Origin of the sequence: Lactobacillus kefiranofaciens, from assembly GCF_900103655.1 — a bacterium.
Taxonomy (GTDB): Bacteria; Bacillota; Bacilli; order Lactobacillales; family Lactobacillaceae; genus Lactobacillus; species Lactobacillus kefiranofaciens.
The window spans coordinates 62,408-87,899 of the sequence record NZ_FMXC01000002.1 but is presented as its reverse complement, the minus strand read 5'-3'; the positions used below and the strand labels follow the sequence as shown (position 1 = coordinate 87,899).

General features: G+C 38.2%; 33 protein-coding genes, 1 other RNA gene, 1 pseudogene and 1 other annotated feature. Of the genes and pseudogenes, 32 read left to right on the top strand and 3 right to left on the bottom strand.

Annotated elements, in window-relative coordinates:
• Nucleotides 1-173 precede the first annotated feature (173 nt).
• Nucleotides 174-392 (top strand): P8 family protein, encoded by a 219-nt coding sequence (locus BLP58_RS01625; protein WP_013853549.1) that lies wholly within the window; start codon nucleotides 174-176, stop codon nucleotides 390-392.
• Nucleotides 393-500: 108 nt separating this feature from the next.
• Nucleotides 501-1,979 (top strand): gluconokinase, encoded by a 1,479-nt coding sequence (locus BLP58_RS01620; protein ID WP_013853550.1) that lies wholly within the window; start codon nucleotides 501-503, stop codon nucleotides 1,977-1,979.
• Between the two features lie 3 nt (nucleotides 1,980-1,982).
• On the opposite strand, the gene BLP58_RS01615 is transcribed toward BLP58_RS01620, so the two are convergent.
• A complete protein-coding gene (locus BLP58_RS01615) occupies nucleotides 1,983-2,864 on the bottom strand; it encodes a helix-turn-helix domain-containing protein (RefSeq protein ID WP_025084053.1) in 882 nt (293 codons plus the stop codon).
• A 124-nt stretch (nucleotides 2,865-2,988) separates the two neighbouring features.
• Complete coding sequence (locus BLP58_RS01610) at nucleotides 2,989-4,734, bottom strand: 1-deoxy-D-xylulose-5-phosphate synthase (RefSeq protein WP_013853552.1); 1,746 nt, start codon at nucleotides 4,732-4,734, stop codon at nucleotides 2,989-2,991.
• A gap of 190 nt (nucleotides 4,735-4,924) precedes the next feature.
• Between BLP58_RS01610 and rpmG the strand changes: the two genes are divergently transcribed.
• From rpmG to BLP58_RS01550, 12 genes are all read left to right on the top strand, one after another.
• The gene (gene rpmG / locus BLP58_RS01605; RefSeq protein WP_013853553.1) at nucleotides 4,925-5,074 is read left to right on the top strand and encodes a 50S ribosomal protein L33; all 150 of its coding nucleotides are present in this window, start codon (nucleotides 4,925-4,927) and stop codon (nucleotides 5,072-5,074) included.
• An 8-nt stretch (nucleotides 5,075-5,082) separates the two neighbouring features.
• A complete protein-coding gene (secE, locus tag BLP58_RS01600) occupies nucleotides 5,083-5,250 on the top strand; it encodes a preprotein translocase subunit SecE (protein ID WP_013853554.1) in 168 nt (55 codons plus the stop codon).
• 107 nt (nucleotides 5,251-5,357) lie between these two features.
• Nucleotides 5,358-5,915 carry a transcription termination/antitermination protein NusG gene (gene nusG / locus BLP58_RS01595; protein ID WP_013853555.1) on the top strand — a complete coding sequence of 186 codons (558 nt, stop codon included), beginning with the start codon at nucleotides 5,358-5,360 and terminating at the stop codon, nucleotides 5,913-5,915.
• Between the two features lie 127 nt (nucleotides 5,916-6,042).
• Entirely contained in the window at nucleotides 6,043-6,468 is a 426-nt protein-coding gene (gene rplK / locus BLP58_RS01590; RefSeq protein ID WP_013853556.1) for a 50S ribosomal protein L11, read from the top strand.
• Nucleotides 6,469-6,545: 77 nt separating this feature from the next.
• A complete protein-coding gene (gene rplA, locus BLP58_RS01585; RefSeq protein ID WP_013853557.1) occupies nucleotides 6,546-7,238 on the top strand; it encodes a 50S ribosomal protein L1 in 693 nt (230 codons plus the stop codon).
• Nucleotides 7,239-7,451: 213 nt separating this feature from the next.
• The gene (locus tag BLP58_RS01580) at nucleotides 7,452-8,264 is read left to right on the top strand and encodes a phosphate ABC transporter substrate-binding protein (protein WP_013853558.1); all 813 of its coding nucleotides are present in this window, start codon (nucleotides 7,452-7,454) and stop codon (nucleotides 8,262-8,264) included.
• A gap of 9 nt (nucleotides 8,265-8,273) precedes the next feature.
• A complete protein-coding gene (gene pstC / locus BLP58_RS01575) occupies nucleotides 8,274-9,269 on the top strand; it encodes a phosphate ABC transporter permease subunit PstC (RefSeq protein WP_013853559.1) in 996 nt (331 codons plus the stop codon).
• A gap of 1 nt (nucleotide 9,270) precedes the next feature.
• The gene (pstA, locus tag BLP58_RS01570; protein WP_013853560.1) at nucleotides 9,271-10,158 is read left to right on the top strand and encodes a phosphate ABC transporter permease PstA; all 888 of its coding nucleotides are present in this window, start codon (nucleotides 9,271-9,273) and stop codon (nucleotides 10,156-10,158) included.
• Between the two features lie 8 nt (nucleotides 10,159-10,166).
• Nucleotides 10,167-10,961 carry a phosphate ABC transporter ATP-binding protein PstB gene (gene pstB / locus BLP58_RS01565; RefSeq protein WP_013853561.1) on the top strand — a complete coding sequence of 265 codons (795 nt, stop codon included), beginning with the start codon at nucleotides 10,167-10,169 and terminating at the stop codon, nucleotides 10,959-10,961.
• Between the two features lies 1 nt (nucleotide 10,962).
• Entirely contained in the window at nucleotides 10,963-11,718 is a 756-nt protein-coding gene (gene pstB, locus BLP58_RS01560; protein ID WP_013853562.1) for a phosphate ABC transporter ATP-binding protein PstB, read from the top strand.
• A gap of 18 nt (nucleotides 11,719-11,736) precedes the next feature.
• Nucleotides 11,737-12,414: a phosphate signaling complex protein PhoU gene (gene phoU / locus BLP58_RS01555; RefSeq protein ID WP_013853563.1), complete on the top strand. Its 678-nt coding sequence runs from the start codon at nucleotides 11,737-11,739 to the stop codon at nucleotides 12,412-12,414.
• Nucleotides 12,415-12,686: 272 nt separating this feature from the next.
• On the top strand, nucleotides 12,687-13,763 hold the full coding sequence (locus tag BLP58_RS01550) for an AEC family transporter (RefSeq protein WP_226908580.1): 1,077 nt from the start codon (nucleotides 12,687-12,689) through the stop codon (nucleotides 13,761-13,763).
• A gap of 59 nt (nucleotides 13,764-13,822) precedes the next feature.
• On the opposite strand, the gene BLP58_RS01545 is transcribed toward BLP58_RS01550, so the two are convergent.
• Nucleotides 13,823-14,197, bottom strand: coding sequence for a hypothetical protein (locus BLP58_RS01545; RefSeq protein WP_013853565.1), 375 nt, complete (start codon nucleotides 14,195-14,197; stop codon nucleotides 13,823-13,825).
• 89 nt (nucleotides 14,198-14,286) lie between these two features.
• Nucleotides 14,287-14,408, top strand: a sequence feature (ribosomal protein L10 leader region).
• A gap of 42 nt (nucleotides 14,409-14,450) precedes the next feature.
• Between BLP58_RS01545 and rplJ the strand changes: the two genes are divergently transcribed.
• From rplJ to BLP58_RS01455, 18 genes and pseudogenes are all read left to right on the top strand, one after another.
• A complete protein-coding gene (gene rplJ / locus BLP58_RS01540; RefSeq protein WP_013853566.1) occupies nucleotides 14,451-14,969 on the top strand; it encodes a 50S ribosomal protein L10 in 519 nt (172 codons plus the stop codon).
• Nucleotides 14,970-15,016: 47 nt separating this feature from the next.
• Nucleotides 15,017-15,379, top strand: a complete 363-nt coding sequence (gene rplL / locus BLP58_RS01535) for a 50S ribosomal protein L7/L12 (RefSeq protein WP_013853567.1) — start codon at nucleotides 15,017-15,019, stop codon at nucleotides 15,377-15,379.
• A gap of 75 nt (nucleotides 15,380-15,454) precedes the next feature.
• Nucleotides 15,455-16,323: pseudogene (locus tag BLP58_RS01530) on the top strand (potassium channel family protein).
• Nucleotides 16,320-16,940 (top strand): class I SAM-dependent methyltransferase, encoded by a 621-nt coding sequence (locus BLP58_RS01525; RefSeq protein ID WP_013853568.1) that lies wholly within the window; start codon nucleotides 16,320-16,322, stop codon nucleotides 16,938-16,940. Before BLP58_RS01530 ends, BLP58_RS01525 begins: the two are co-directional and overlap by 4 nt.
• A 135-nt stretch (nucleotides 16,941-17,075) precedes the next feature.
• Nucleotides 17,076-17,258, top strand: a complete 183-nt coding sequence (locus BLP58_RS01520; protein ID WP_013853569.1) for a hypothetical protein — start codon at nucleotides 17,076-17,078, stop codon at nucleotides 17,256-17,258.
• 90 nt (nucleotides 17,259-17,348) lie between these two features.
• Entirely contained in the window at nucleotides 17,349-17,855 is a 507-nt protein-coding gene (gene tadA / locus BLP58_RS01515; RefSeq protein WP_013853570.1) for a tRNA adenosine(34) deaminase TadA, read from the top strand.
• Nucleotides 17,856-17,900: 45 nt separating this feature from the next.
• Nucleotides 17,901-17,994, top strand: an RNA gene (ffs, locus tag BLP58_RS01510) — signal recognition particle sRNA small type.
• Nucleotides 17,995-18,049: 55 nt separating this feature from the next.
• The gene (gene dnaX / locus BLP58_RS01505) at nucleotides 18,050-19,843 is read left to right on the top strand and encodes a DNA polymerase III subunit gamma/tau (RefSeq protein ID WP_013853571.1); all 1,794 of its coding nucleotides are present in this window, start codon (nucleotides 18,050-18,052) and stop codon (nucleotides 19,841-19,843) included.
• A gap of 13 nt (nucleotides 19,844-19,856) precedes the next feature.
• Entirely contained in the window at nucleotides 19,857-20,192 is a 336-nt protein-coding gene (locus BLP58_RS01500; protein ID WP_013853572.1) for a YbaB/EbfC family nucleoid-associated protein, read from the top strand.
• On the top strand, nucleotides 20,193-20,792 hold the full coding sequence (gene recR, locus BLP58_RS01495; protein WP_013853573.1) for a recombination mediator RecR: 600 nt from the start codon (nucleotides 20,193-20,195) through the stop codon (nucleotides 20,790-20,792).
• Nucleotides 20,792-21,028, top strand: coding sequence for a YaaL family protein (locus BLP58_RS01490; protein ID WP_013853574.1), 237 nt, complete (start codon nucleotides 20,792-20,794; stop codon nucleotides 21,026-21,028). Before recR ends, BLP58_RS01490 begins: the two co-directional genes overlap by 1 nt.
• Before the next feature lie 102 nt (nucleotides 21,029-21,130).
• On the top strand, nucleotides 21,131-21,769 hold the full coding sequence (tmk, locus tag BLP58_RS01485) for a dTMP kinase (RefSeq protein ID WP_013853575.1): 639 nt from the start codon (nucleotides 21,131-21,133) through the stop codon (nucleotides 21,767-21,769).
• Nucleotides 21,770-21,780: 11 nt separating this feature from the next.
• Nucleotides 21,781-22,101 carry a cyclic di-AMP receptor DarA gene (darA, locus tag BLP58_RS01480; RefSeq protein WP_013853576.1) on the top strand — a complete coding sequence of 107 codons (321 nt, stop codon included), beginning with the start codon at nucleotides 21,781-21,783 and terminating at the stop codon, nucleotides 22,099-22,101.
• Complete coding sequence (locus BLP58_RS01475; RefSeq protein WP_013853577.1) at nucleotides 22,101-22,958, top strand: DNA polymerase III delta subunit-related protein; 858 nt, start codon at nucleotides 22,101-22,103, stop codon at nucleotides 22,956-22,958. The genes darA and BLP58_RS01475 overlap by 1 nt, the downstream gene beginning before the upstream one ends.
• Nucleotides 22,959-22,969: 11 nt before the next feature.
• Nucleotides 22,970-23,320, top strand: coding sequence for a DNA replication initiation control protein YabA (gene yabA / locus BLP58_RS01470; protein ID WP_025084055.1), 351 nt, complete (start codon nucleotides 22,970-22,972; stop codon nucleotides 23,318-23,320).
• Complete coding sequence (gene rsmI / locus BLP58_RS01465) at nucleotides 23,320-24,171, top strand: 16S rRNA (cytidine(1402)-2'-O)-methyltransferase (protein ID WP_013853579.1); 852 nt, start codon at nucleotides 23,320-23,322, stop codon at nucleotides 24,169-24,171. Before yabA ends, rsmI begins: the two co-directional genes overlap by 1 nt.
• Nucleotides 24,172-24,173: 2 nt before the next feature.
• A complete protein-coding gene (locus BLP58_RS01460; protein WP_013853580.1) occupies nucleotides 24,174-24,908 on the top strand; it encodes an acyl-[acyl-carrier-protein] thioesterase in 735 nt (244 codons plus the stop codon).
• 43 nt (nucleotides 24,909-24,951) lie between these two features.
• Nucleotides 24,952-25,470 (top strand): folate family ECF transporter S component, encoded by a 519-nt coding sequence (locus tag BLP58_RS01455; RefSeq protein ID WP_013853581.1) that lies wholly within the window; start codon nucleotides 24,952-24,954, stop codon nucleotides 25,468-25,470.
• The last annotated feature ends 22 nt before the right edge of the window (nucleotides 25,471-25,492 follow it).

The window sequence follows — 25,492 nt, the reverse complement described above, 5'->3', positions numbered from 1 at the left end:
TTGCTTTCGTTGTAATTATCTCCCCAAAATTAAATTGATTAAAGTATACTAGCTAATTCATTAAAACGTAATTTGATGTATTACATTACATACTTTTGATTGTCAATTTGTAGATGAGAAAAAGAAAGTGCGGTATAATATAAAATGTAGAATATTTTAGGAGGTAATTTAAGATGGCAGACGAAATTTTAAAGACTGCATTGTTAGACCGTCACATGAAGGAAGCTTTTGACTGGAGTGATTCAGATATGCCAGTTAGAGATGCCCTTTGGGACTACTTTATGGAAAAGAATGGTAGAGATACCATGAAGACGGAAGAAGATATGCTTCCATTTTTGAAAGACTCAGACGATAAAATCGAAGCCTTCGTTAACGAAAATCTTAAGAAGTAAATCCGACTAAAAAACAATGTTCTACGCACCGTGGTCACGCAAGTTTGACCACCATGACAGCTACTCTCCGGTAGCTGTTTTTTTGTATAAGAAATAAAAGGAAAAGCAATGAATTATATTATTGGCATGGATGTAGGGACAACGGCAACTAAAGGCGTTCTTTATGATGAGAACGGTAAAGATATATTTTCTGCCAGGTATGGTTATCCGCTAATTCAAGAAGAAGTGAATCAAGCCGAAGAAGACCCACAATTGATTTTTGATGCTGTTCAAAATACTATTTTTAAATTAGCGCAAAAAGTGAAGGGACAGATTGCGGCCATTTCATGGTCGAGTCAGATGCATAGCTTGATTGGATTAGGGAGAAATAATGAGCTTTTAACTAACAGTATTACCTGGGCGGACAATCGATGTGCAAAAGTAGTGGAAAAAGCTAAAAAAAGTGGTTTAGCACGCAAGATTTATGAAAAAACTGGGATGCCCATGCACCCGATGGCGCCGATCTATAAACTTATGTGGCTGAAAAATGAGCGCCCGGAATTGTTTAACCATGCGGAAAAATGGTGTGGTATCAAGGAATATTTGATTTGGCGTTTAACGGGAAAATTGATCACCGATACAACGATGGCTGCGGGTATAGGGATGCTTAATCTAAAGACCTTAGATTGGGATCAAGAGCTTTTAGAGCTTTTAGAAATCGATCAGAATAAATTACCTAAAATAGTTAAGCCTACACAGGTTATTGCTGCCGTTTACCCAGAATATGTGCAAAAGCTGGGGATAAGTACAGATACCAAAATTATTTTGGGAGCTAGTGATGGTTACTTGTCTACAATTGGAGTTAATGCAATTGATAGCGATCATTTTGCTCTAAATGTTGGGACATCAGGAGCAGTTAGAACTATCGTGGCTCAACCTAAAATAGATCAAAATGCTAGTTATTTCTGTTATCCCGTTGATAAACAGCATTATCTATTGGGCGGTCCGATAAATAATGGTGGGATTGTCTTCAATTGGGCGCGACAAACCTTATTTGATGCTAATGAAATTCCACAGGATTTCTTAGATGTCGCTCAAACCGCACCAGCCGGCAGTCGCAGTCTGATTTTTTTGCCTTATTTAGGTGGTGAACGTGCTCCGATTTGGGATGCCAATGCCAGAGGATCTTTCGTGGGTTTAACGCGCATGCATCAAAAGCCTGAAATGGCGCGGGCCGTAATTGAAGGTATTATTTTTAATCTTTACGATGCGGCTTTTAGTTTGATTAAAAATACGAAAAAACCAGTTGCAATTAACGCAACTGGTGGATTTCTCAAAAGTGATTTTGTAAGGCAATTATGTGCCAATATTTTTAATATTCCAATCGTCACAATGAAAGAAGAGCAAAGTGGCACGTTAGCAGCGATGTTTTTAGCACGACAAGCATTAGGTTGGAGTAAAAAGCTTGATGAAATAGTTCAATTTGCTCAAGAAGATAAGGTTTATTTTCCGAATGAAAAAGAAGTAGCTGTTTATCAAAAGCTGTTTCCACTTTATTGTGAAATTAGGAATGATTTGGCTGCTTCTTATAGAAAAATCAGTAGATAAAAACTACTCAGATAATTTCTTGATAGGCATCATTTCGATGTAGCCTCTTGTTCCGATTGGTTCAAGTTGGATTCTAGGATTTGTTTTATCCCAAACATAGCCAATTGTCTTAGGATCGTATTTTTTAATTGCGGTTCTGACCTCTTCAATAGTTTTACCGCAATTTTCCTCAGCAAAAGGTTCGCTTTGGAACATGAGATATTTAGCTGCGGGAAGCTCGATGATATCAAAGCCTTCAGGAACTTGATTATTGTAATCAGGAGCCACCTCAACTCCTTGAACGTATTCAGAAGTACCAGGCTTACGGTATTTAGCGGGTAACCATAGACAAACGGGTTCTCCGCTGATAGATTTGATGCTCTTGAGCAATCCCCATACATCGCAACCAACTTCATCACAATAGTCTAAGTAGTCAGTGGCTTTAATGCTACGTTTGAGGATGATTTTTCTCTTAGGTTTATCAACAACTTGGATAAAAATATTTTTCGTGTTCATGGCTATATCCTTTCTATATCTATTCGGCTTAAATTTCACGCCATAAGGATTAAATAGATAAATTGGAACAGGATAGGCAGCATATTCACTAGGATTACAGTGAAATTCACGTTGAAAAGCGCGCTGATAACCATCCACGCTTTTAAACCCACTTCTTAATGCAACGTCAGTAATTCTATAATTTTGATCGCGTAATTTTAGAGCAGTTTGTGCTAAACGTAGACGCCTGATATATTTTGCCGGTGTCATATTGAGATAATTAACAAATAAGCGATAGGAATACCAAGGTGAATACAAAGAGACTTTGGATAATGCAGTAAGCGTAATTTCTTCCGATAAATGCTTTTTGATGTAATTCTGCATTCGTTGAACTGCTTCGATTTGTTCCAATTTTTATTCCTCCTTACATGTTGTATTATGCCGGATTATTTAGAAAACTACTCGACTTATTTTGCTATAAAAAAATCTCTTCAGGACAATTACCCGAAGAGATTTTTTAAATTTATTTATCTGTTTAAGCGTTCTTCACATTTTTAACAATTTGGTCAACCGTCATCCGGTTATCCTTCAAAATCTCTTTCAAAGGCACTTGATCAGTGTAGACACGTTTTTGACCATAGTTCAAAACCTTCACATCCTTGTCACCAAGGTATGAAGCAACCTTTTCACCGAAGCCACCATCAAGTACGTTGTCTTCAAGGGTGACGATTACCTTGTTTTTATCAGCTAACTTATCCAAAGCATCTTTGTCCAAAATGTTAGCTGAAACAGGGTTAACCAAAGTGGCACCAAGCTTATCAGCAACGCCTTTACCTAACATGTCGTACATGTCACCTAAGGCTAAAATAGCGACATCTTTGCCAGGCTTAATTTGATACTTAATTTCTGAATAATCGCTGGCAATACTTTCGCCATTTTCAGGCACACGCTTAGTTGGCATCTTGATTGCAACGGGATGCTTCTTTTGCTTAATAGCCCATTCCATCATGGCTTTTTCTTCAGCTAAATTGGTTGGAGCTAGGTAGATCCAGTTAGGTAAGTTGGAGATCATGACTTGGTCAAAAATTCCAAGGTGAGTCTTAGAAGTACCGGACATGCCGCCACCAGCAACCATCATTACTACTGGTAAGTCGTTTGCGGCAACATCATGTGATAATTGGTCGAAGGCACGTTGCAAGAAAGTGGAGTTTTCAAATAAAACGGGAACTGCGCCTTCCTTAGCCATTCCGGCAGCAAAAGCAACCGATTCTTGTTCAGCGATACCAACATCATGGTAGTTTTCAGGATAGTTGTTTTTAATTTCATCAAGGCCGAAGACGCCAGGAATAGCAGCGTTGATGGCCATGATTTTTTCACCGTTTTCGATATGTTCTTTCATAACATCTAAGGCAACGGAATTAGCAGTAGGAGTGTCACTACTTGGAACCGTAGTTTTGTCGGTCTTAAGATCAAATGGCATTACCCAGTGGTGGGCTTCTTCATGGTCAATTGCAGGTTGATAGCCTTTGCCTTTTAGAGTATTAATATGAAGCAAAATTGGATGATCGACGTCTTTAACAGCTTCAAAAGTATCAATCATTGATTTAATATCATTGCCATCAGCGACATAGCGATAGTCAAAGCCTATGGCCGTAAATGGATTTTCTTTGGTTTCACCGTTTGAGTCACGCAACTTTTTCAAAGCAGTAACCAAACCGCCGACGTTTTCATCAATCGACATTTGGTTGTCGTTAACCACTACAACCAAGTTGTGTTTTTCAATAGCTGCATTGTTCAAACCTTCGTAGGCAAGCCCGCCAGTCATTGAGCCGTCCCCGATCAAGGCCATGATATTTTCGTGCTTTCCCATTAAATCACGTGCTTTAGCCATCCCAGTTGCTAAAGCAATAGAAGTTGAGGTGTGGCCAACTGCGTAGTAGTCGTATGGACTTTCATCAGGATTAGAGTAAGGAGTTACATCTTCGTAGTGATCTGGATCAAGCCAGGCTAAGGCACGACCAGTCAGCATCTTGTGCGGATAAGTTTGGTGAGAAACGTCCCACACGATTTTATCTTTTGGTGCATCAAACACATAGTGGTAAGCAATGGTTGCTTCAACGATTCCTAAGTCTGGGCCTAAGTGGCCGCCTTCAGCAGCGTCTTTTTCAAGGATTAAGGTTCTGATTTCTTGGGCTAGTTGTTCCATTTCTGGAATAGATAATTTCTTTAAGTCACTTGGACCGGAAATTTTGTTTAATAAGTATTCTGGATGTTTATTCATAGAGGAGTCCTTTTTGAAAACTATTCATGCTTATTATAGATAAGCAAAATGATTAATGAAAATATTTCGTTCTTATGGATTTCGATTAGTTTTGGTTATTGCAAAAAATAGATTATTGACAGACTTAGCTTGAAGCATATAAAATACTCAATAAGTACGTGTTTTTATAAAAAGGTTTGGAAGTGAGATTATGGCAGTGAAAAAGGCAGCCTTAGCCTGCAGTGTTTGTGGGTCACGCAACTACGCAATCACCGCAAGTAAGAATCGTACTCAGCGACTTGAACTTAATAAGTTCTGTAAGCATTGCGGCAAGAAGACATTGCACAAAGAAACGAGGTAAAAAGGTTAATGATTAAGTTTTTTAAGAGCGTTGGTCATGAAATGAAATTAGTTACTTGGCCAAGCGCCAAGCAAAATAGACATGATACTGTAACTGTTATTACTAGTTCTATTTTGTTTGCGGCATATTTAGGTGCGCTTGACTGGCTATTCAGTTGGCTAACCCAAATGATGTAATTGCTGAGAATAGCAATTATTTACTAAATATGCTACAATATTGACAGCTAAAGAAGGACCTCTGTGGGAGGTTTTTTTTATTTACCCAAAATTATAAGGAGAACAAAATGGTCGAAACAGCAAAAAAGCAATGGTACGTTTTACATACTTATTCTGGCTATGAAGATAAGGTTAAGTCAGACTTATTGTCACGTGCACAAAGTATGGGGATGCAAGATTACATTTTTCGTGTAATGGTTCCTGAGGAAGAAAAAGTAGAAACTGTTCGCGGCAAAAAACAAGAAGTTGAAGAAAAGATTTTCCCAGGTTACGTTTTAGTAGAAATGGTAATGACCGATGAAAGTTGGTTCATCGTAAGAAACACTCCTAACGTAACTGGTTTCGTTGGTTCACATGGTGGTGGTTCTAAGCCTTCACCACTTCTTGAAGAAGAAGTAAATCGCTTGCTTAAGAATCAAGGTCAACCAGCTAAGAAGCCAACTGTTCATTTTGACATTGGCGAATCAGTAACTATTACAGAAGGTGCCTTCAACGGCATGGTAGGTAAGATTACTGATATTCAACCAGATAAGTACAAGGTTTATGTTTCAGTTGATATGTTTGGTCGTGCTACTACTGCCGAACTTGATTATGATCAAGTTAAGAAGTTAGACGTCAACGAATAATCTGATCTTTTAGTTGTAATTGTACCTAAACGATGTTATTATAATACGGTACATTTATTATTGTGGGAGGAGAAAAAAGAAAAATTCTCCATTTTAACCGCATCACGGAATCAAGGAGGTTTTGACCGTGGCAAAGAAAGTTATTAACGTAGTTAAGTTACAAATCCCAGCTGGCGCAGCTACCCCTGCACCTCCAGTTGGTCCTGCTTTGGGTCAAGCTGGTATTAACATTGTTGGTTTTACTAAGGACTTCAATGCTAGAACCGCTGACCAAAAAGGCATGATTATCCCTGTAGTTATTACAGTATATGAAGATCGTTCATTCGAATTCATTACTAAGACTCCACCAGCACCAGTACTTTTAAAGCAAGCTGCTAAGATCAAGAAGGCTTCTGGCGAACCTAATACCAAGAAGGTTGGTAAGGTAACCAAAGACCAAGTCAAGGAAATTGCCGAGACTAAGATGAAGGACCTTAACGCTGCTGATATTGAAGCTGCTATGCGTATGGTTGAAGGTACCGCTAGAAGTATGGGTATCGAAGTCGAAGACTAATCCTGTTATTTAGATAACACATTAGGTGGGAGAGTTAAGAGAAGCTCGTTTGACCACATATACAAGGAGGAATTCACATGCCAAAGCATGGCAAGAAATATTTAGATGCTGCCAAGAAGGTAGACTCAAATAAATTATACTCAGTAGCAGAAGCTATGAAACTTGTTAAGGAAACTTCATATGCTAACTTCGATGCTACAGTTGACGTAGCTTACAACTTAAGCGTAGATCCTAAGCAAGCAGACCAACAAATTCGTGGTTCTATCGTTTTACCAAATGGTACTGGTAAGACCCAAACCGTTGTAGTATTTGCTGAAGGTCCACAAGCTGATCAAGCTAAGGCTGCAGGTGCTGACTTCGTTGGTTCAGATGACTTAGTACAAAAGATTCAAGACGGTTGGTTAGACTTTGACGTCGTAGTTGCAACCCCAATGATGATGGCTAAGGTAGGTCGTTTAGGTCGTATTCTTGGGCCTAAGGGCTTAATGCCAAACCCTAAGACTGGTACTGTTACTATGGACATCGAAAAGGCCGTTAAGAACGTTAAGGCTGGTCAAGTAGAATACCGTGTTGACCGTCAAGCAGCTATTCATACTGCTATTGGTAAGGTATCATTCACTGAAGACCAATTAGTTGAAAACTTTGACGCTTTACGTGACGTTATTTTGCGTGCTCGTCCAGCTTCAGCTAAGGGTCAATACATTAAGAGTGTTGCTGTTTCATCAACATTTGGTCCTGGGATCAAGCTTGATCCATTAAACTTGGACTAATCTTAAAATAGATTAATAAAAGCCTCGCATTTGCGAGGCTTTTTTATTTGCCCACGAAAAACTAAATTATGGCTTAAGAAGCTATGGACATAATTGACCTAGTATTTTTTGACATGGTATCATTAATTGTCTATATGAAATCGGATTCGTTTACTTAAGGAAAATGCTAATGAAAAAAATTCCATTGGAAAAATACTTATCTTAGTACTGCTGATGTTAGCCTTGGTAACTGGCTGTGCTAAGAATAATTCTAAGATTACTATCGTTGGTTCCAGTGCATTGCAGCTTCTAGCAGAGCAGGCTGGTAATGATTATCGGTTGACCCATCCAAATAGCAATATTGTTGTTCAAGGTGGGGGATCAGGTACTGGTTTAAGTCAAGTGCAAGCTGGCGCTGTCCAGATTGGAACCTCTGATATTTTTGCGGAGACGAAAAAAGGCATCGATACGAAGAAACTTAAAGACTATAAAGTGGCGGTTGTTGGTATCGTACCAATTGTCAATAAAGGCGTAGGTGTTAAAAACGTCTCTATGAAACAACTACGAGAGATTTTTACTGGTAAGTTAACGAATTGGCGGCAACTTGGTGGTAAGAATGTTCCAATTATTGTCATTAACCGTTCTAAGGGGAGCGGTACCAGAGACTCTTTTGAAGATATTGTTCTCCCTAAGCAAAAAGCTATTAAGTCACAAGAACAAGATTCAAATGGTGCAGTTAAGAAAATCGTTGATACCACACCGGGAACGATTAGCTATTTGTCCTTCCCATATGCTAACGGCAATAATATTCAAAAGCTAAGCATTGATGGTGTTAAGCCAACTAATAAAAATATCACCACTAATAAGTGGCAACTATGGGCTTATCAGCATATGTATACTAAAGGCGAGCCAAATAAGGAGACTAAGTCTTTTATCAAGTATATGTTGAGTAAAAAGGTGCAAGATGACCTTGTTCCTAAAGTTGGCTATTTGAGTATTAAAGATATGAAGGTAGCCCGTGACAGTAATAATCGAGTTATTAAATAGAAAGAATTTATGGACAATAAAGATAAATTAAAAGAAGTTGTTAATCAGGCGATTGCTGATCAGCAAGTTCCACACGTCAAATTAAAGAAAATCGGTCCGAGTAGTGTCAACATTGATAAACTAACCAAGCCATCCAAAGAAACCCACCAAGAATACTGGGGCAAGGGTCTAACTTATTTGGCAATTGGTTTAATCATTATATTAGTAGTCTCAATTATCGGTTTTGTGGGCTATCATGGTCTAGCTACTTTTACGAATGACCATGTTAATATTTTTCACTTTTTGACCTCGACGGATTGGGATCCAGGCGAAGGCAAGAATCATGTCGGTGCCGCGGTGATGATCGTTACCTCATTTGCGGTAACTTTACTTGCAGCCTTAGTGGCTACGCCATTTGCCATTGCGATTGCTCTTTATATGACTGAATATTCTTCTAAAAAGGGAGCAAATTTCCTGCAATCAGTAACGGAATTATTAGTTGGTATCCCTTCAGTAGTTTACGGTTTCTTGGGATTAACACTGATTATTCCAGCAATTAGAACGCTATTTGGCGGCACTGGTTTTGGTATTTTAGCGGCGACCTTGGTTTTATTCGTTATGGTTTTGCCAACGATTACTTCTTTAACGGTCGATAGTTTAAAAGCAGTACCGAATCATTTTAGAAAAGCTTCGATGGCCTTGGGTGCAACTCATTGGCAGACGATTTATCACGTTGTTTTGCGCGTAGCTACGCCAAGAATTTTAACAGCGGTAATCTTCGGGATGGCCAGAGCCTTCGGAGAAGCCTTAGCCGTACAAATGGTTATCGGTAACGCAGTCCTCATGCCATACAACTTGGTCAGCCCATCCGCAACACTGACTAGTCAGTTGACCAGTCAAATGGGAAACACGGTTATGGGTACCTTGCCAAACAACGCATTGTGGTCATTGGCACTCTTACTGTTAATCATGTCATTGGTATTTAACTTCTTGGTTAAATTAATCGGAAAGAAGGGACAAAAGTAGAATGGATGCAAAAAAGAGAGACAAACTGGCTACTATCATCATTTACATCCTGGTAGGAATTGTTGTCTTGATCTTAGCTGGTATTGTCGGCAATATTTTGATATCTGGTATTCCGCATTTGTCCTGGCATTTCTTAACTTCTGAAGCATCATCATATCAAGCTGGTGGTGGGGTAAGAGATCAATTGTTCAATTCGCTTTATCTATTGATCCTTACTACCATCATTTCATTGCCAATCGCTTTAGGAGCAGCAATTTATCTAGCTGAATATGCCAAAGATAATTGGATAACCAATTTAATTAGAACAACTATCCAGATCTTGAGTTCTTTGCCATCAATTGTAGTAGGTTTATTTGGCTACTTGCTCTTCGTAGTGCAATTCGGCTTAGGCTTTTCGATTATCTCTGGTGCTTTGGCATTAACATTTTTTAATTTGCCAATCTTAACCAGCAATATCGAAGAAGCAATTAAAGGTGTGCCACAGGAGCAACGTGAAGCGGGCCTAGCTTTAGGTTTATCCAATTGGAAAACTATTCGTGGGATCGTATTACCAGCTGCTTTGCCTGGTATTTTGACTGGGATTATCTTAAGTGCCGGCCGAATCTTCGGAGAAGCTGCTGCCTTAATTTATACGGCGGGTCAAAGTGGGTCTACCATTAACTACGCTGACTGGAATCCGCTTAGTCCAACCAGTCCGCTGAATGTAATGCGTCCAGCCGAAACATTAGCCGTTCACATTTGGAAAGTTAATACTGAAGGCATTATTCCTGATGCTACAATTGTTTCCGCCGCAACTTCCGCCTTATTGGTAATTGTCGTAATTGTCTTTAACTTAGGTGCGCGGTACTTAGGCAACAAGTTGTATCGTAAATTAACTGCAGCAAAGTAGGTGAAAGAATGCAGGATTTAAAACCAAGTTATATTAAAACCTTCGCTAAAGATGATTTAGAGCTTTCCACCAAGGACTTGAGAGTCTTATATGGTGGCAAAGTACAAAAATTATTTGATGCTAGTTTACAATTCAAAGAGCATACGATCACTGCTTTGATTGGTGCATCTGGCTCAGGCAAGTCTACCTTTTTGCGTTCACTCAACCGCATGAATGACCGTGTAGCTAAAATTAACGGTGAGATTTGGTTCCATGGCTTAGATGTCAATCAGCCAAATATCAATGTGTACGAATTGCGGAAAAATATCGGCATGGTCTTTCAGCGACCTAATCCATTTCCAAAATCTATTCGTGAAAATATTGTCTACGCCTTAAAGGCTGACGGTCAAAATGATAAAAATGAGCTCGATCGGATCGTTGAAGAAAGTTTGCGGGCCGCTGCTTTATGGGATGAAGTAAAAGATAAGCTCGATAAAAGCGCATTGGCTTTATCCGGTGGTCAGCAGCAGCGCTTGTGTATTGCTAGAGCCTTAGCTGTTAAGCCGGAAGTTTTATTGTTAGATGAGCCAGCTAGTGCGCTAGATCCTGTTTCTACTTCAAAATTGGAAGATACATTGAAGCAGCTCAGAAGCAGATATACGATGATCATGGTAACGCATAACATGCAGCAGGCTTCAAGAATCAGCGATTACACGGCATTCTTCCATTTAGGACATGTAATAGAATACAATTCTACTGCCGAGATCTTTACTAATCCTAAAGGAAAGATTACTGAAGATTATATTCAGGGAAGTTTTGGTTAAAATGACAACAATAATTTCAGCAAAAGATGTACATCTGAGTTACGGTGACTATGAAGCATTGCATGGCATCAATCTTAACTTTCAAGAAAAAGAATTGACTGCTTTGATTGGCCCATCAGGTTGTGGTAAATCAACGTTTTTGCGTTGCTTGAACCGGATGAACGACGATATCGAAAATATTAAGATCACTGGTGAAATCAAATTTGATAAGCAGGATATTTATAGTTCTAAGATGGATTTAGTCGAATTACGAAAAGAAGTCGGCATGGTCTTTCAGCAACCAGCACCATTTCCATTTTCAGTTTATGATAATGTAGCTTATGGTCTAAAGATCGCTGGTGTAAAGGATAAAGAATTAATTGATCAGCGCGTTGAAGAAAGCTTAAAGCAGGCTGCTATTTGGAAGGAAACCAAGGATAACTTAAAGCGAAATGCTCAAGCATTTTCCGGTGGTCAGCAGCAGAGAATTTGTATTGCTCGTGCTTTGGCTGTTAGACCTAAAGTAGTGTTGCTTGATGAACCAACGAGTGCGCTAGATCCAATTTCAAGTAGTGAAATTGAAGAAACACTAATGGATTTAAAGCATAAATATACTTTCATTATGGTGACCCACAACTTGCAGCAGGCTGGTCGAATTTCTGATCAGACAGCTTTTCTAATGAATGGCGATTTAATCGAAGCTGGTCCAACTGAGGAAATGTTTATTGCACCTAAAAAACAAATTACAAGTGATTACCTTAACGGTCGTTTTGGATAAAATTTTTGAGGTATAAAGATGCACGAAATATTTTTAGATGAATTAAAAAAATTGAACACGCAATTCATGGAAATGGGTGTGTTTGTTAACGACAATATTGATGATGCAACAAGAGCGTTTGTTGATCACAATAAGGAGAAAGCTAAGTCAATGGTTGATGATGAGGAGAAAATCCCTAGCGAATCAATTGATATTCAAAAGCAAGCTTTGAAATTAATGGCTTTGCAGCAACCAGTAGCAACAGATTTTAGAGTTGTGATTAGTATTTTAAAGGCTACAACTGACTTAGAGCGGATTGGCGAAAATGCAATGAGTATTGCGCTTGAAACGATTAGAGTAAAGGGAAATCCAAGAATTCCAGAAGTAGAAGAAATTATTTCTAACATGACTCATAATGTGCGTCATATGCTGATTCAAGTATTAACAGCTTATGTTCAAGATGATGAAAAAATGGCGCGCGATGTTGCTAGTCGAGACAGTATTATTGATCATGATTATGTGCGTGCTCGCCAATTAATTGTTGATGGGATTGAAGGCGATCCTTCACGGGCAATGGCTTCATCAAGTTACTTTGTAGTAACTAGATTACTTGAGCGAATTGGCGATCATATTGTTAATTTAGCCAGTTGGGTTATTTACAAAACTACTGGTGAATTGGAAGAATTGAGTAATCCGACAGAAAATTTAACTATCTAAGAAAAGGGGTGTATGCCTTTTTTGTATATTTCTTTATAAATTAAAAAATATATATTTTACTTTTTAAGTAAGGATAGTCATAATGTGGAGGAACCGAAAAAGTACTTTAAATTTATGTCCTGTTATTTAGAGTGCAAGGATGTATCGTCTATCATAAGGGGGAAATTATGACTACAATTTTGGTAAACGACATCGTACCTATTTTGATTATCATGTTATTGGGGTACGTATGTGGTAAGTTTACATTCTTTGACGATGATCAACGTTAGGGATTGAATAAGTTAGTGTTAAACATTGCTTTGCCAGCTGCTTTGTTCATTTCAATTGTTAAAGCTACTAGGAAAATGTTTGCACAAGATATCGTTTTAACAATGATCTCATTAGTTGGAGTTACTGGTTTATTCATGCTGAGTTATTACTTGGATAAATTAATGTTCCATAGATCAACGCAAGAAGCTGCTATTTGTGCGATGATTGCTGGTTCACCAACCATCGGTTTTTTAGGCTTTGCGGTACTTGATCCTATTTATGGGAATAACGCAACTACTAATTTGGTTATCGGAATTGTTTCTATCGTAGTTAATGCGGTTACTATTCCGTTAGGCTTATCTTTGATTAATAAAGGTCAAAATGCTTTGAAGTCCAAGGTGGCTAATAAGAAGAGCAATGGTTCTACTCAAGTCGAAGTTAAGCTGCCTAAGAAAGGAACTAGCGCAGTAACTACTAAGAAGGTTGCTGTTCCTGACGATGTACCAGTTAGCGATGAAGAAGCTAAGGCACTTAAGGAAGTTGGTATCCAACGTGAAATTGATTTAGTTCATTCAGAATTTGAAAACCGCGCTGGCAAGGGCAAGGCTGCTGCTAAGAACTCAACTTGGAGTTCAATTGTTGATGCTATTAAAAAGCCAGTTGCTGCAGCTCCATTAATTGCTGTAATCTTGGTTTTAATTGGCATTAGAATCCCAACTTCATGGGCACCAACCTTTGATTTAATTGCTAAGGCAAATGCCGGTGTAGCTGTTTTGGCCGCTGGTTTGGCATTATCAACTGTTAAGTTCTCAATTGATAAGGAAGTTATTTGGAACACTTTCTTCCGTTTGTTCTTGACTCCAGCAATCATTGTTCTTGCTGCATACCTTTGCGGCATGGGCTCAGATCCAACTAAGATCTCAATGCTTTGCCTTGCAACCGGTTTGCCACCTGCATTTTCAGGTATTATCATTTCAAGTCGTTACAACATTTATGTTAAGGAAGGGGCAAGTTCAGTTGCCGTTTCAACCGTTTTCTTTGCAGTAAGTTGTATCTTCTGGATTTGGTTATTACCAATTATTGCTGGCGTATTCCATTAGTTAACAAGTTTAAAATAAACAAAAAATCGACCTAAAAAGTCGATTTTTTTATTTTGGTTTTATTTTTTGTCTTTGATAGGGATGCAACCGGCAATAAAGATAGCCCCACCAATGATTAACCAGAGATTATTTTGCAGTAAATAAGCAAAATTAGCGATTAGAATTCCTAGAACAATAATTAACCAATCTATCAATAAAAAACTTTTAGCTTTTGTTGATAATGGACTGAAGCTTTGAATAATGCTTAGGATAGATTGAGCAACTACTACGATAGCTAAAATGATCCACAGTAAATTGGAGGCGAGTGCACTCATTTTGCCGCCAGCATTAATAATGTCGCGAATACTTATAAAAATTACTGTAATTCCCAGCAATAAAAATAGAATATTGCGTAACTTAGTTAAAATTCGATTTTTTCGTTCTTGATTAGTCATGATTTTCTCCAATCTTTTCTAATTATCTTACAGAAGTTGGGTTAATTTGTAAATTTCCTCTTGTTATTTCTAGTTTTCCCTGCTATACTAAATAACTGTAAATTCTACCTAAGACTCGGGTGGCATGACGCCTTAAAATCCCGCCGAGGCCAGAAGATAATGAAGATTTCAATGCTCCATGTCTTTCGGCATGGAGTTTTCGCTTTAAAAGGCCTTATAGAATTTATTAATGTAATTATGGAGGTGAAACAATTTGAGTAAAACTGATATTGCTGCAAAGGAAAAGATCGTTGATGCATTTGCAGAAGAACTTAAGTCTGCTAAGGCTATCTTAGTTATTAACTACTTAGGTTTAACTGTTGAAGAAGTTACTAACATGCGTAAGGAACTTCGTGATAACGACGTTAAGATGAAGGTTATCAAGAACACTTACTTAAGACGTGCTGCTGTTAAGGCTGGTATCGAAGGTCTTGATGATACTTTCGTAGGTCCTACTGCTGTTATCTACACCGATAATGCTGATGACGTTACTGAACCTGCACGTATCGTTTCTAAGTACGAAGATGACTTCGACGTTATCGAAATCAAGGGTGGTATGCTTGAAGGTAAGTTAACTTCAAAGGACGAAATCAAAGAACTCGCTGCTATTCCAGGTCGCGAAGGTTTGCTTTCAATGCTTGTTTCTTGCTTACAAGACCCAATCCGCAAAGTTGCATATGCTGTTAAGGCTGTTGCAGATGCTAAACCTGACGATGAAGGTTCAGCTGAATAATTATTGAAGATAAATATCTAAATTCTAAATTTCGGAGGATACTTATAATGGCTTTAGATAAGGATAAGATTATTGAAGATTTAAAGGGCGCTTCAATCCTTGAATTGAACGACCTTGTAAAGGCTATCGAAGACGAATTTGACGTTTCAGCTGCTGCACCAGTTGCTGCTGCAGGTGCTGGTGACGCTGCTGCTGCTAAGTCAACATTTGATGTTGAATTGACTGAAGCAGGTCAAGAAAAGGTTAAGGTTATCAAGGCTGTACGTGACATCACTGGTCTTGGCCTTAAGGACTCAAAGGACCTTGTTGACGGCGCTCCTAAGAACGTTAAGGAAGGCGTTTCAGAAGACGAAGCTAACGACATCAAGTCTAAGCTTGAAGAAGTTGGCGCAACTGTAACCCTTAAATAATTACAGCCCAACTGGGCATTAAGAATAAGCTCTTTGCTATGTGCGGAGAGCTTATTTTTTTGTATAATTAATTTTATGATGATTAATATAAAAAATAAGTTAACGCCATATCAATGGTTAATGGCAGGATTATCCATTGTATCCATCTTTTTAATCATTTTGGATTTTGCGGCAGTAATCAGTATTGATCAGCCGTCGAGCAAATGGTTTTGGGTCAATTCTGTGATCGTAGTCTTTTTTGCAATTGACTATTTTCATCAACTTTATGAAGCTAAGAATAAAAAGCAATTTTTTAAAACTCATATTTACGATTTGCTAAGTATTATTCCAATTGTATTATTCCAATTGGCTTTTTGTTTGTGGGACTCAATGTTTTTAATTTATCTGGTCTAGTTTCTGATCTGCGTTTATTACGTTTAATTCGATTAGCCGGATTGATGGGAAAATTAAAGGATATTTTTCATACTAATGGCTTGCTTTATGTAATTTTCTTTACAATTGCATTTTTGTTAGTTGGGGCTGAAGCATTTGGCATTACTGAACACGTATCGCTAGATACCGCATTCTGGTGGGCTTTGTCTACTGCTTCAACTGTAGGTTATGATGCAATTTTTGGCAAAACGATTCCACCGCATAGCATTGTAGGTAAATTCGTAACGATGATTATGATGCTTTTAGGGATTGGAGTTGTAGGAATGTTGACGTCATCAATTACTTCATACTTTATGCGGCGGACTAATGGGCCGACTACTTCAAGAACGCATAATAATATTGAGTTAATTTTAAAAAAGTTGGATGAACTTGAAGAACAGAATAAAAATTTGGCTGAACAAAATAAGCAGATGCATAATGAGATTCAGGAGTTAAAAAATAAACGTGAGGAATCTGAAACCCAGAAGCTTAAAGAATGGTTTGAAAAAAGAAAAGAGCGGGATAATAAATGAGTGCAGAAAAAAATCAAATGTATTTTGCGGTTGATCCGACGGCTAAGCATGATGAACATGTGGTGGATTATCATGTGGATAATGTTGATTTGAAGTTTACCACAGATGCTGGTGTTTTTTCCAAGATGCGGATAGATTATGGCAGCGGCGTGTTGATTAAAGCAATGAAAGATGTTGCTTTCCCCGAAAAGAATATTTTGGATGTGGGAACAGGTTATGGACCTTTAGGCCTGTTTGCGGCCAAGTTCTGGCCCAAACAAACTGTAGACATGGTTGATGTCAATGAACGTGGTCTTAATTTAGCTAAAGCGAATGCGAAAAGTAATCACATTAATAATGTTAATATCTATTCCTCGGATTGTTATACGCAAATAGATGATGATAAAAAGTTTGGCTTAATATTAACAAATCCACCAATTCGTGCAGGTAAAAAAGTTGTAAATGAGATTTTACTGGGCGCAAATGAGCATTTAGTGAATGGTGGCGTTTTGTTAGTCGTGATTCAGAAAAAGCAAGGCGAGCCTAGTGCACGTAAGCTAATGGCCAATTTATATGGAAATTGTGAAATTTTAACAAGAGATAAAGGGTATTATATCTTAAAATCTACTAAAAATTAAATAAATAAAAGATGCTTAAAATCCTTATGAGAGTAGCACTAGAGTTTATAAAAAGACTTTCTTTTATAGGAAGAACTGCATATAATATACATTGAATAAAGAATAGTATGTGAATATGTGAAGAGGATATTAACTATGAAGAAAGCTTGGAAATATATTGTTGCTGTTTTAATCGTAATCATTGGCGTATTTATGTTAGGCATGATCTCTGGTGATAATGAGACTGCTGCTCCAGCAGGTATTGCCGCAGTTTACCTTATTTTGTCAGGCATCTTTTTCTACCACAACTTCAGAAATCGCAATATTGGTACTTTATAATAAGCACTAAGAATAAGTTCAAGAGCTGGTCAAAAAGATCGGCTCTTTTTTGATACAATGAGATCGTAACAGTCAGTGAGAGGTGAAATAATGCTTTCTAGCGATGATAAAAAGAAATACATGCAATTAGCCATTAAAGAAGCCCGAAAGGCTGAAAAACAAGGAGAAGTCCCAATTGGTGCGATTATTGTTGATCCGGAGGGGAAAGTAATTGGCACCGGTTATAATCGACGAGAACTCGATGAAGATGCAACACAACATGCTGAAATGATTGCTATTAAAGAGGCTTGTAAGAATTTAGGCATGTGGCGTTTAATCGACTGTAGTTTATTTGTTACTTTAGAACCTTGTCCCATGTGTGCAGGAGCGATTATCAATTCTAGAATCAAAGATGTCTATTTTGGCGCGCTTGATCCTAAGGCTGGAGCCTGTGGTTCGGTAATTGATTTATTTACGGTAGAAAAATTTAACCATCATCCCCATGCAATTCGAGGATTGTTCCATGATCAGTGTGCGCAAATGTTAAAGGATTTTTTTAGAGCGATTCGTGAAAAGCAAAAGGCGCAGAAGTTAGCTAAAAAAACAGAAAATAATTAATTTTTCATGCAAGAAACTAGAAAACACCAGCAAAATACGGTATTATATTTTGTGGGCAATGTTTGACCTCTGAATTGTGTCAGGACCGGAAGGTAGCAGCACTAAGGTTGCTCGGGCATGTGCCCTTTATTAGACAATTAACAAGCTCTTAGCTCTTTTAGGGTTAGGAGTTTTTTTACTAGGGAAGAGAATCTATGGCTTATCAAGCGCTATATCGTAAATGGCGGCCACGTACTTTTGACAGTGTGATTGGTCAAGAGGCAATTACCGATACTCTTAAGAACGCGATCAAGCGAGGCAAAGTTTCCCATGCATTTTTATTTGCGGGACCTCGTGGAACGGGTAAGACCTCCTGTGCCAAAATTTTTGCTAAAGCGTTAAACTGTACTAATCTTCAAGACGGCGAGCCTTGTAATAAATGCGCCAATTGTATTGCAGCGGATAAAGGTTCAATGCCGGATATTATGGAAATCGACGCAGCCTCCAACAACGGGGTTGATGAAATTCGAGAGATTCGTGATAAGGTAAAATACGCTCCTACTGAAGGTAAGTATAAAGTTTATATTATCGACGAAGTTCATATGCTCTCAATGGGAGCTTTTAATGCCTTGCTTAAGACTTTGGAAGAGCCGCCAGAGTATGTTGTTTTCATTTTAGCAACGACTGAACTGCAGAAGGTGCCAGCTACCATTATCTCGAGAACGCAGCGGTATAATTTTAAACGAATTTCAAAAAGCGACCTTGAAAAGAGAATGAAGTATATTCTCGAACAAGAAAATATTAAGTATGAAGATAAAGCTTTGGCTGTAATCGCGCAAGTTGCTGATGGTGGGATGCGGGATGCACTTAGCATTCTAGATCAGCTGCTTAGCTATGAAAAAGAAAGTGTCAATTATAACGATGCTTTGCAGATTACCGGTTTTGCAGCCAGAGAGAATATTGAACAGATCTTGTTAGCTTTGCTTAACCAGGATGCCGGCAGCGCGTTGAAGTTAGCACAGAAGGAATTAGATCAAGGAGCTAGCTCTAAGAATATCTTAGATGAATTGATTGACTTGGCAACTAAGAGCTTAATGCTGATTAAGACTGGTGACGAGACGAAGGATACTTTTTTATCTGCAGATTTTATTACCAAAATAAAACATATCCCTACAGCAACTTATTATCGTTTGATCACTTTGGCTAACAAGGCTCTAAATGATTTACGCTATACTAATCAACAACAGATTCCACTGGAAGTATTTTTAGTTGAAGCAAGCAGCCCTCAAGCTGAGAAAACTGATAAGGCTGTAGCTTCTACAGTAGCTAAGGCTCCAGTTCAAGGCAATGCTGATATGTCTGCGGAATTAGCGGCTTTAAAGAAACAGATCGTAGATTTAACGCAAAAAGTTGCTCAATTAGCTAAACAACCGGTAGCGCAAAATCAAGTGTTTCATTTGGATACGGCACTGCCTAAAACACCAAGCAAACCATTGGTTAAGACGGAGCAGCAGCCGGTTAAGCAAACTAAAAAAAGAATCAAAAAAAGTGCGGCAATTAACCGTAAAGAGGTTTATCATGTTCTTGAAAACGCCACGCGTGCAGATTTAACTACGGTTAAAAATGTCTGGCCTGACTTGCAATCTGTATTAGCAGTATCGGAGAAAGCTTTGCTTGATGTGCTTGAGCCGGTGGCTGCTAGTCCAGATCAAGTAGTGATGAAGTGCAAATACACTTTATGGTTTGAAAATGCTACTAATAGCGATTTCTTGGATAAATTGACAGATTTGATTGAAAAGTTCGCCAAACGTTCTTATAGAATTGTTTTAGTTCCAGATGAAGATTGGCTAGCTGTGAGAAAGGAATTTGTTCAAAGTCACAAGGATGAGTTGCTAGCTAAGAAAAAGCAACAAATTGAAGTAAAAGAAGAAGCAGAAACCAAAGATGATTTACAAGTAATTAATAAAGCAAAGGAACTCTTTGGCGATACTGTAACTATTAAAGATTAAGAAGATATGAATTATGAGTAGAAGACCTAATTTTGGCGGTATGGGCATTGGCGGCATGAACATGCAACAGATGATGAAGCAAGCAAAGAAATTACAAGCACAAATGGCAGAAGAGCAAGAAAATATTACTGCCCAAGAGTTTACTGGTAAGTCAGCCGATGATTTGGTGGTTGCTACCTTTACTGGCGATCGTAAGTTAAAAGACATCAAGATTAATAAAGAAGCAATCGATCCAGATGATCCAGATATGTTGCAAGATTTGGTAATCGATGCGGTTAACAAGGGTTTAGCTCAAATCGATGAAGCAACTCAAGCTAGTTTAGGTAAATATACGAAAGGTTTGATGTAATTGCAATATCCATTACCAATTGCGCATTTAATTGATGCTTATATGAAGTTGCCAGGCATCGGTGAAAAAACCGCTACTCGGTTAGCTTTTTATACGATGGATATGCCGCAGGAAGATGTTGAGGATTTTGCGAAAGCCTTAATTCAAGTGAAAAAAGATATTCACCAATGTCCAATTTGCGGTAATATTACTGAAAAGGATATCTGTGATATTTGCTCTAATCCTAATCGAGATCAGACAACGATTATGGTGGTTGAACAGCCTAAAGATTTAATGGCGTTTGAAGAAATGGGCGAATATGATGGGCTCTATCATGTGCTTCATGGCGTGCTTTCACCGATGGATGGAATTGGACCAGAAGAGATCAATATTAAATCTTTGATTACCCGTTTGCAAAAACACGACGAGGTTAAAGAAATAATTTTAGCCCTGAATTCCACTCCGGAAGGCGAATCAACGGCGATGTATATCAGTAAATTAATTAAACCTGCAGGTATAAAGGTAACTCGCTTAGCAGCTGGATTATCTGTGGGTAGTGATATTGAATACGCTAATTCGATTACCTTGAAGCGAGCAGTACAAGGAAGAACGGCATTATAATGGCTAGAAACAAAGAAAAAATTCAAGAGCTTGGCGATCGAAAATTGGTAGCAGAAATTGAAAAACTGCAAAACCAGATTGCCCGGGAACAAGATTTAGACCAAAACACATTAGACCTGTCAGATGATAACTATATTCAAGGTAGAATTTTAAAGGCTAAGTATACTTTTTTGTATAATGAGGCTCGTCATCGAGGCACAAGATTTAGTGGTATCACTAATGCGATTACGCAATAAAATTAAGTCCTATTAAGGGGCTTTTTTTATTTGTCTAATTAAAAATTTCTAGGACTGTTAATATTTGTGAAACTTCTGTAAAATAGACCTATGGAGGATTTTATGAAAGGTTATTTTGTTAGTTTCGAAGGCCCTGATGGTGCGGGAAAAAGTACCGTTTTAAAAGAAGTATTAGCTGAAATTGGCCCAGAACTTAGACCACAATATCTTGTGACGCGTGAGCCCGGTGGGTCAAAGATTGCGGAAAAGATTCGAGATATTATTTTGGATCCAGCTAATGACGAAATGAATGCGAAAACAGAAGCACTTCTATATGCAGCTTCAAGAAGTCAGCATGTTGAAGAGATTATTCGCCCTGCACTGAAGACGGGAAAACTTGTCTTTTCTGATCGTTTTGTGGATAGCTCTTTAGCTTATCAAGGGGAAGGTCGAGATCTAGGAATTGCGGAGGTTAAGCAGATTAACGATTTCGCTACTGGTAAGCTTGATCCGGATTTGACTTTCTTCTTAGATGTTGCTCCCGAAGTAGGACTTAGTCGAATAAAAAAACTGCGTCCAGATCAGGAAGATCGTTTAGAACAAGAAAATCTTGCTTTTCATAAAAAAGTTTACGCTGGCTTTCAAAAAATTAAGCAGATGTACCCTGAGCGCTTCGTTACTATTGATGCGACTCAGCCAATTGAACAGGTAGTTAAGCAGGTAATCATTACTCTAAAACAGCGAATGCCAGAGATATTTTAAGGACTGATTAGATGAAATTAGTAATTGCTATTGTACAAAAAGAAGATTCCAATAATTTGCAAAGGGCGTTTGTCAAAAACAATGTGCGTGCTACTAAATTAGCAACTTCAGGTGGCTTTTTAAGTCAAGGAAATACTACATTTTTAGTAGGATGTGCAGATGAAAAAGTAAAAGATGTCTTGAAAATTATTAAAGAGGAATCACGTGCAAGAGAAGAGATAGCAACACCGCACATGATTTCGACCGGATATGAAATTACGCAGCCGCTTAAGGTTACCGTAGGCGGTGCTACTTGTTTCGTCGTTCCAGTTGATGAGTTTAAACGCTTCTAATGATTGATATTAAAAACATAGGAACAAGACAAGCTGAATTTCTACAGAGGGCATACGAACAAAAAAAGTTGGCTCATAGTTATCTTTTCGTGGATAGTGATGAGCATCGAGCACTCAATACGGCCTATTGGCTAGCCTGTTTGTTTAATTGTACTGGTGAAACTAAGCCAGATGGTAGCTGCCAAAATTGCAGACAGATTCTATCAGGCAATCATCCGGATGTTTTATTAGTTGAGCCACAAGGCAAGCAGACTTTAGGAATCGATCAAGTTCGTCCTTTAAAAGAAGAACTAGCTAAAAGCCCAGTAGAAAGCAAGCGGCGCTTCTTCTTTATCAATGAAGCTCAGAAGATGACTTTAGCTGCAGCCAACGGTCTGCTTAATCTATTGGAAGAACCGGTGGCGCCAGTAGTCACAATTTTAATTACTAATAATAGTGATCAAATTTTGCCGACGGTTCGTTCTAGAACTCAGATTATCAATTTTGATAATGGTGAAAAGCCTAGCGGTAAAACTGCAATTTTGCTTGAAAATGGTTTTACCAAAAGCGAGATTGATGAATTAGGCAACTTAGATAAATGGGATCAAGAGATCAAGTATTTTTATCAAGAAATGTTAGAACATAATAGTTTAGCATTGGTCAGTGTCCATAAATTATCTGAAGGTGCTAAGTTAATGTCTGAGCAACGCTATATTTTAGTTAGATTAAAGTTGCTAGCTGAGCATGATTTGACAGATACGCGAAAAATGTTAAATGCGGCGCAAATGTTAAAAGATTTGATTGAAGTTGACAAGATGCGACTAAGCAATGTGAGCTTACGTAATGCACTAGATTATCTTGCCTTAAGATGGAAGTAGGTGTTTTTTAATTGGATCCATATTCAAAACTACAACGATTACAAGAAACAACCGAAAATATGACTAAAACGATTGCTAGTCTTGAAAATGATATTTTAGAAACTTTGAAGGAGAATACTGAATTAAAAGTGGAAAATCAGTTACTCCATGAAAAGCTGGATAAGTTAACGGAGAATCAGCCTGCTCCAGAAACCAAGACACAAAGTGGATTGGAGTCATTGAAGAAGATTTATGATTCTGGTTACCATATTTGTAATATGTATTATGGTTCACATCGTGATCCAAGTGCAGATTGCATGTTTTGTCTTGATATTTTAGACAATTTTGGTGAAAAAAAGGGCAGAAAAAAGGACGGTAGATAATGAAACGTCAGAGTAGCTATGCTAAAGATGAAGGCAAGCTTTATTTGGTTCCTACGCCGATTGGCAATTTAGAAGATATTACCATTCGGGCTAAGAAAGTTTTGACCAATGCAGATTATGTTGCGGCAGAAGATACGAGAACAAGTGGGATTCTGCTAGAAAAAATTGGTGTTCATAATCACATGATTTCTTTTCATAAATATAATTCTAAAGAACGCGCGCCTGAATTGATCAAGTTGATGCAGGAAGGCAACGTGATTGCGGAGATCAGTGATGCGGGGATGCCGGTAATTTCTGATCCGGGCTATATTCTAGTGCAAGAGTGCATTAAGCATGATATTCCCGTTGTGCCGCTTCCTGGCCCTAATGCTTTTTCAACTGCTTTGATTGCATCAGGCTTTAATCAGCCGTTTACTTATTATGGTTTTTTGCAACGAAAGTCGTCGGAGCAGAAAACATATTTTGAACAAATGGAAAAAGCCAAAGCTACTTCGATTTTTTATGAAGCACCACATCGTTTAGCTAAGACCTTGAAAAACTTAGCCACGGTTTTGCCTGCCGATCGGCAAATTGTGGCTGCACGTGAATTAACTAAAATTCATGAAGAATTTATTCGCGGCACGGTGCAGGAAGTAACGGATTATTTTGCTAAAAATGCACCGCGGGGTGAATTTGTAATCTTGATTTCACCAAATACGGAAGCTCCTAAGCAACTGTCTTGGGCAGAATTAATTGATTTAGTCAATACTCTAGTCAAAAAAGGCGAGTCTAAGAAAGATGCAATTAAGCAAGTAGCTAAGGAGCATCATGTTTCTAAAAATGAATTGTATGATGAATATCACCAAGGATAAACATGAAATACACTGAAAACTATCAAATTGAATTTAAAGATTGTGATGAGAATCGTCGACTGAAGTTAACTTCTTTAGTTGATCTAATGATGCAGGTTTCTGAGCATCAATTAGATGAAGGCGGCGCTGGAACTGATGATTTAGTTAAGCGAGGGTTAGGTTGGGTCGTTACGCAATATCATTTTAATATTAAGGCTTTGCCTCAGCCAGGTGATCAAGTAGTTTTAAGTACTAATGCTAGTGGCTATAATCGCTTTTTTGAGTATCGTGATTTCGGTGTTGCAGATCAAGCTGGCAATCCATTGGTTACGGTAAAGAGTCAGTGGGTAATGCTTGATTTGAAAAAGCGTCATATGGTTCCCGCTGATCAAAAAATGATGGCAGACTGGGGCGTACCGCTACTTAAGAAGATGCCTCGTTTTCCGCGTCTGCGTCCATTAGATAATTATCAAGCCCAGCGAAGCTATCGCACTCGCTATGATGATTTAGATACTAATCATCATGTGACTAATAGTCATTATTTTAGTTGGTTTATTGATTTGCTTGAACGCGATTTCTTAAAAAGCCATGTAGTAGATACGATTGATCTTAAGTTTGATAAAGAAGTACATTATGGCGAGAAAATTAATTCTTGCATTAACTTAGTAGAAGATGATAATATTAAATCATATCATGTTATTAAGGCACAGGATGGAACCGTAAAAGCTGTCTGTGAACTAGGTTGGCGTAAGGCATAAAGACATGACGTTAGTTATACTTTTTTTATAGGGGGATGGCGGAATGAATACAAGGAAGATTTTGCAAACGGATTTGCAACAAATGGTCTTTTTGGGTATGGTTGTCGCAATGAAGATTATTTTAGGACAGATTTCATTTGGACCGACTATTGTAAAAATAGGACTAGGTTTTGTAGGGAGCGTCTTGTTAGGCTACTTATTTGGTCCGTTATGGGGGACAATTGGAGGCGGCATTAGTGATCTAATTGCCTCAGCTATTTTTGGCGATCAAGGTGGTTTTTTTATTGGTTTTACATTGACTGCAATGGCTGGGCCACTAATTTATGCCCTGTTTTTGTATAATAAGCCGGTCAAGATATGGCGAATTATTGCTTCAACGATTTTAGTTACAATCATTGTAAATATCGGGATGAATACGCTTTGGCTGCATATCATGTATGGGCTGAATTTTAATGCGGCTCTAGTGCAGCGTCTACCGAAAGAGATGATCATGCCTTGGATTCAAATGATTGTGATCTACTTTGTATTGCAAGCTGTTTCTCGTGTTAAAATAAAAAAGTAATTTAAAGCGGAAAGAGAATTGA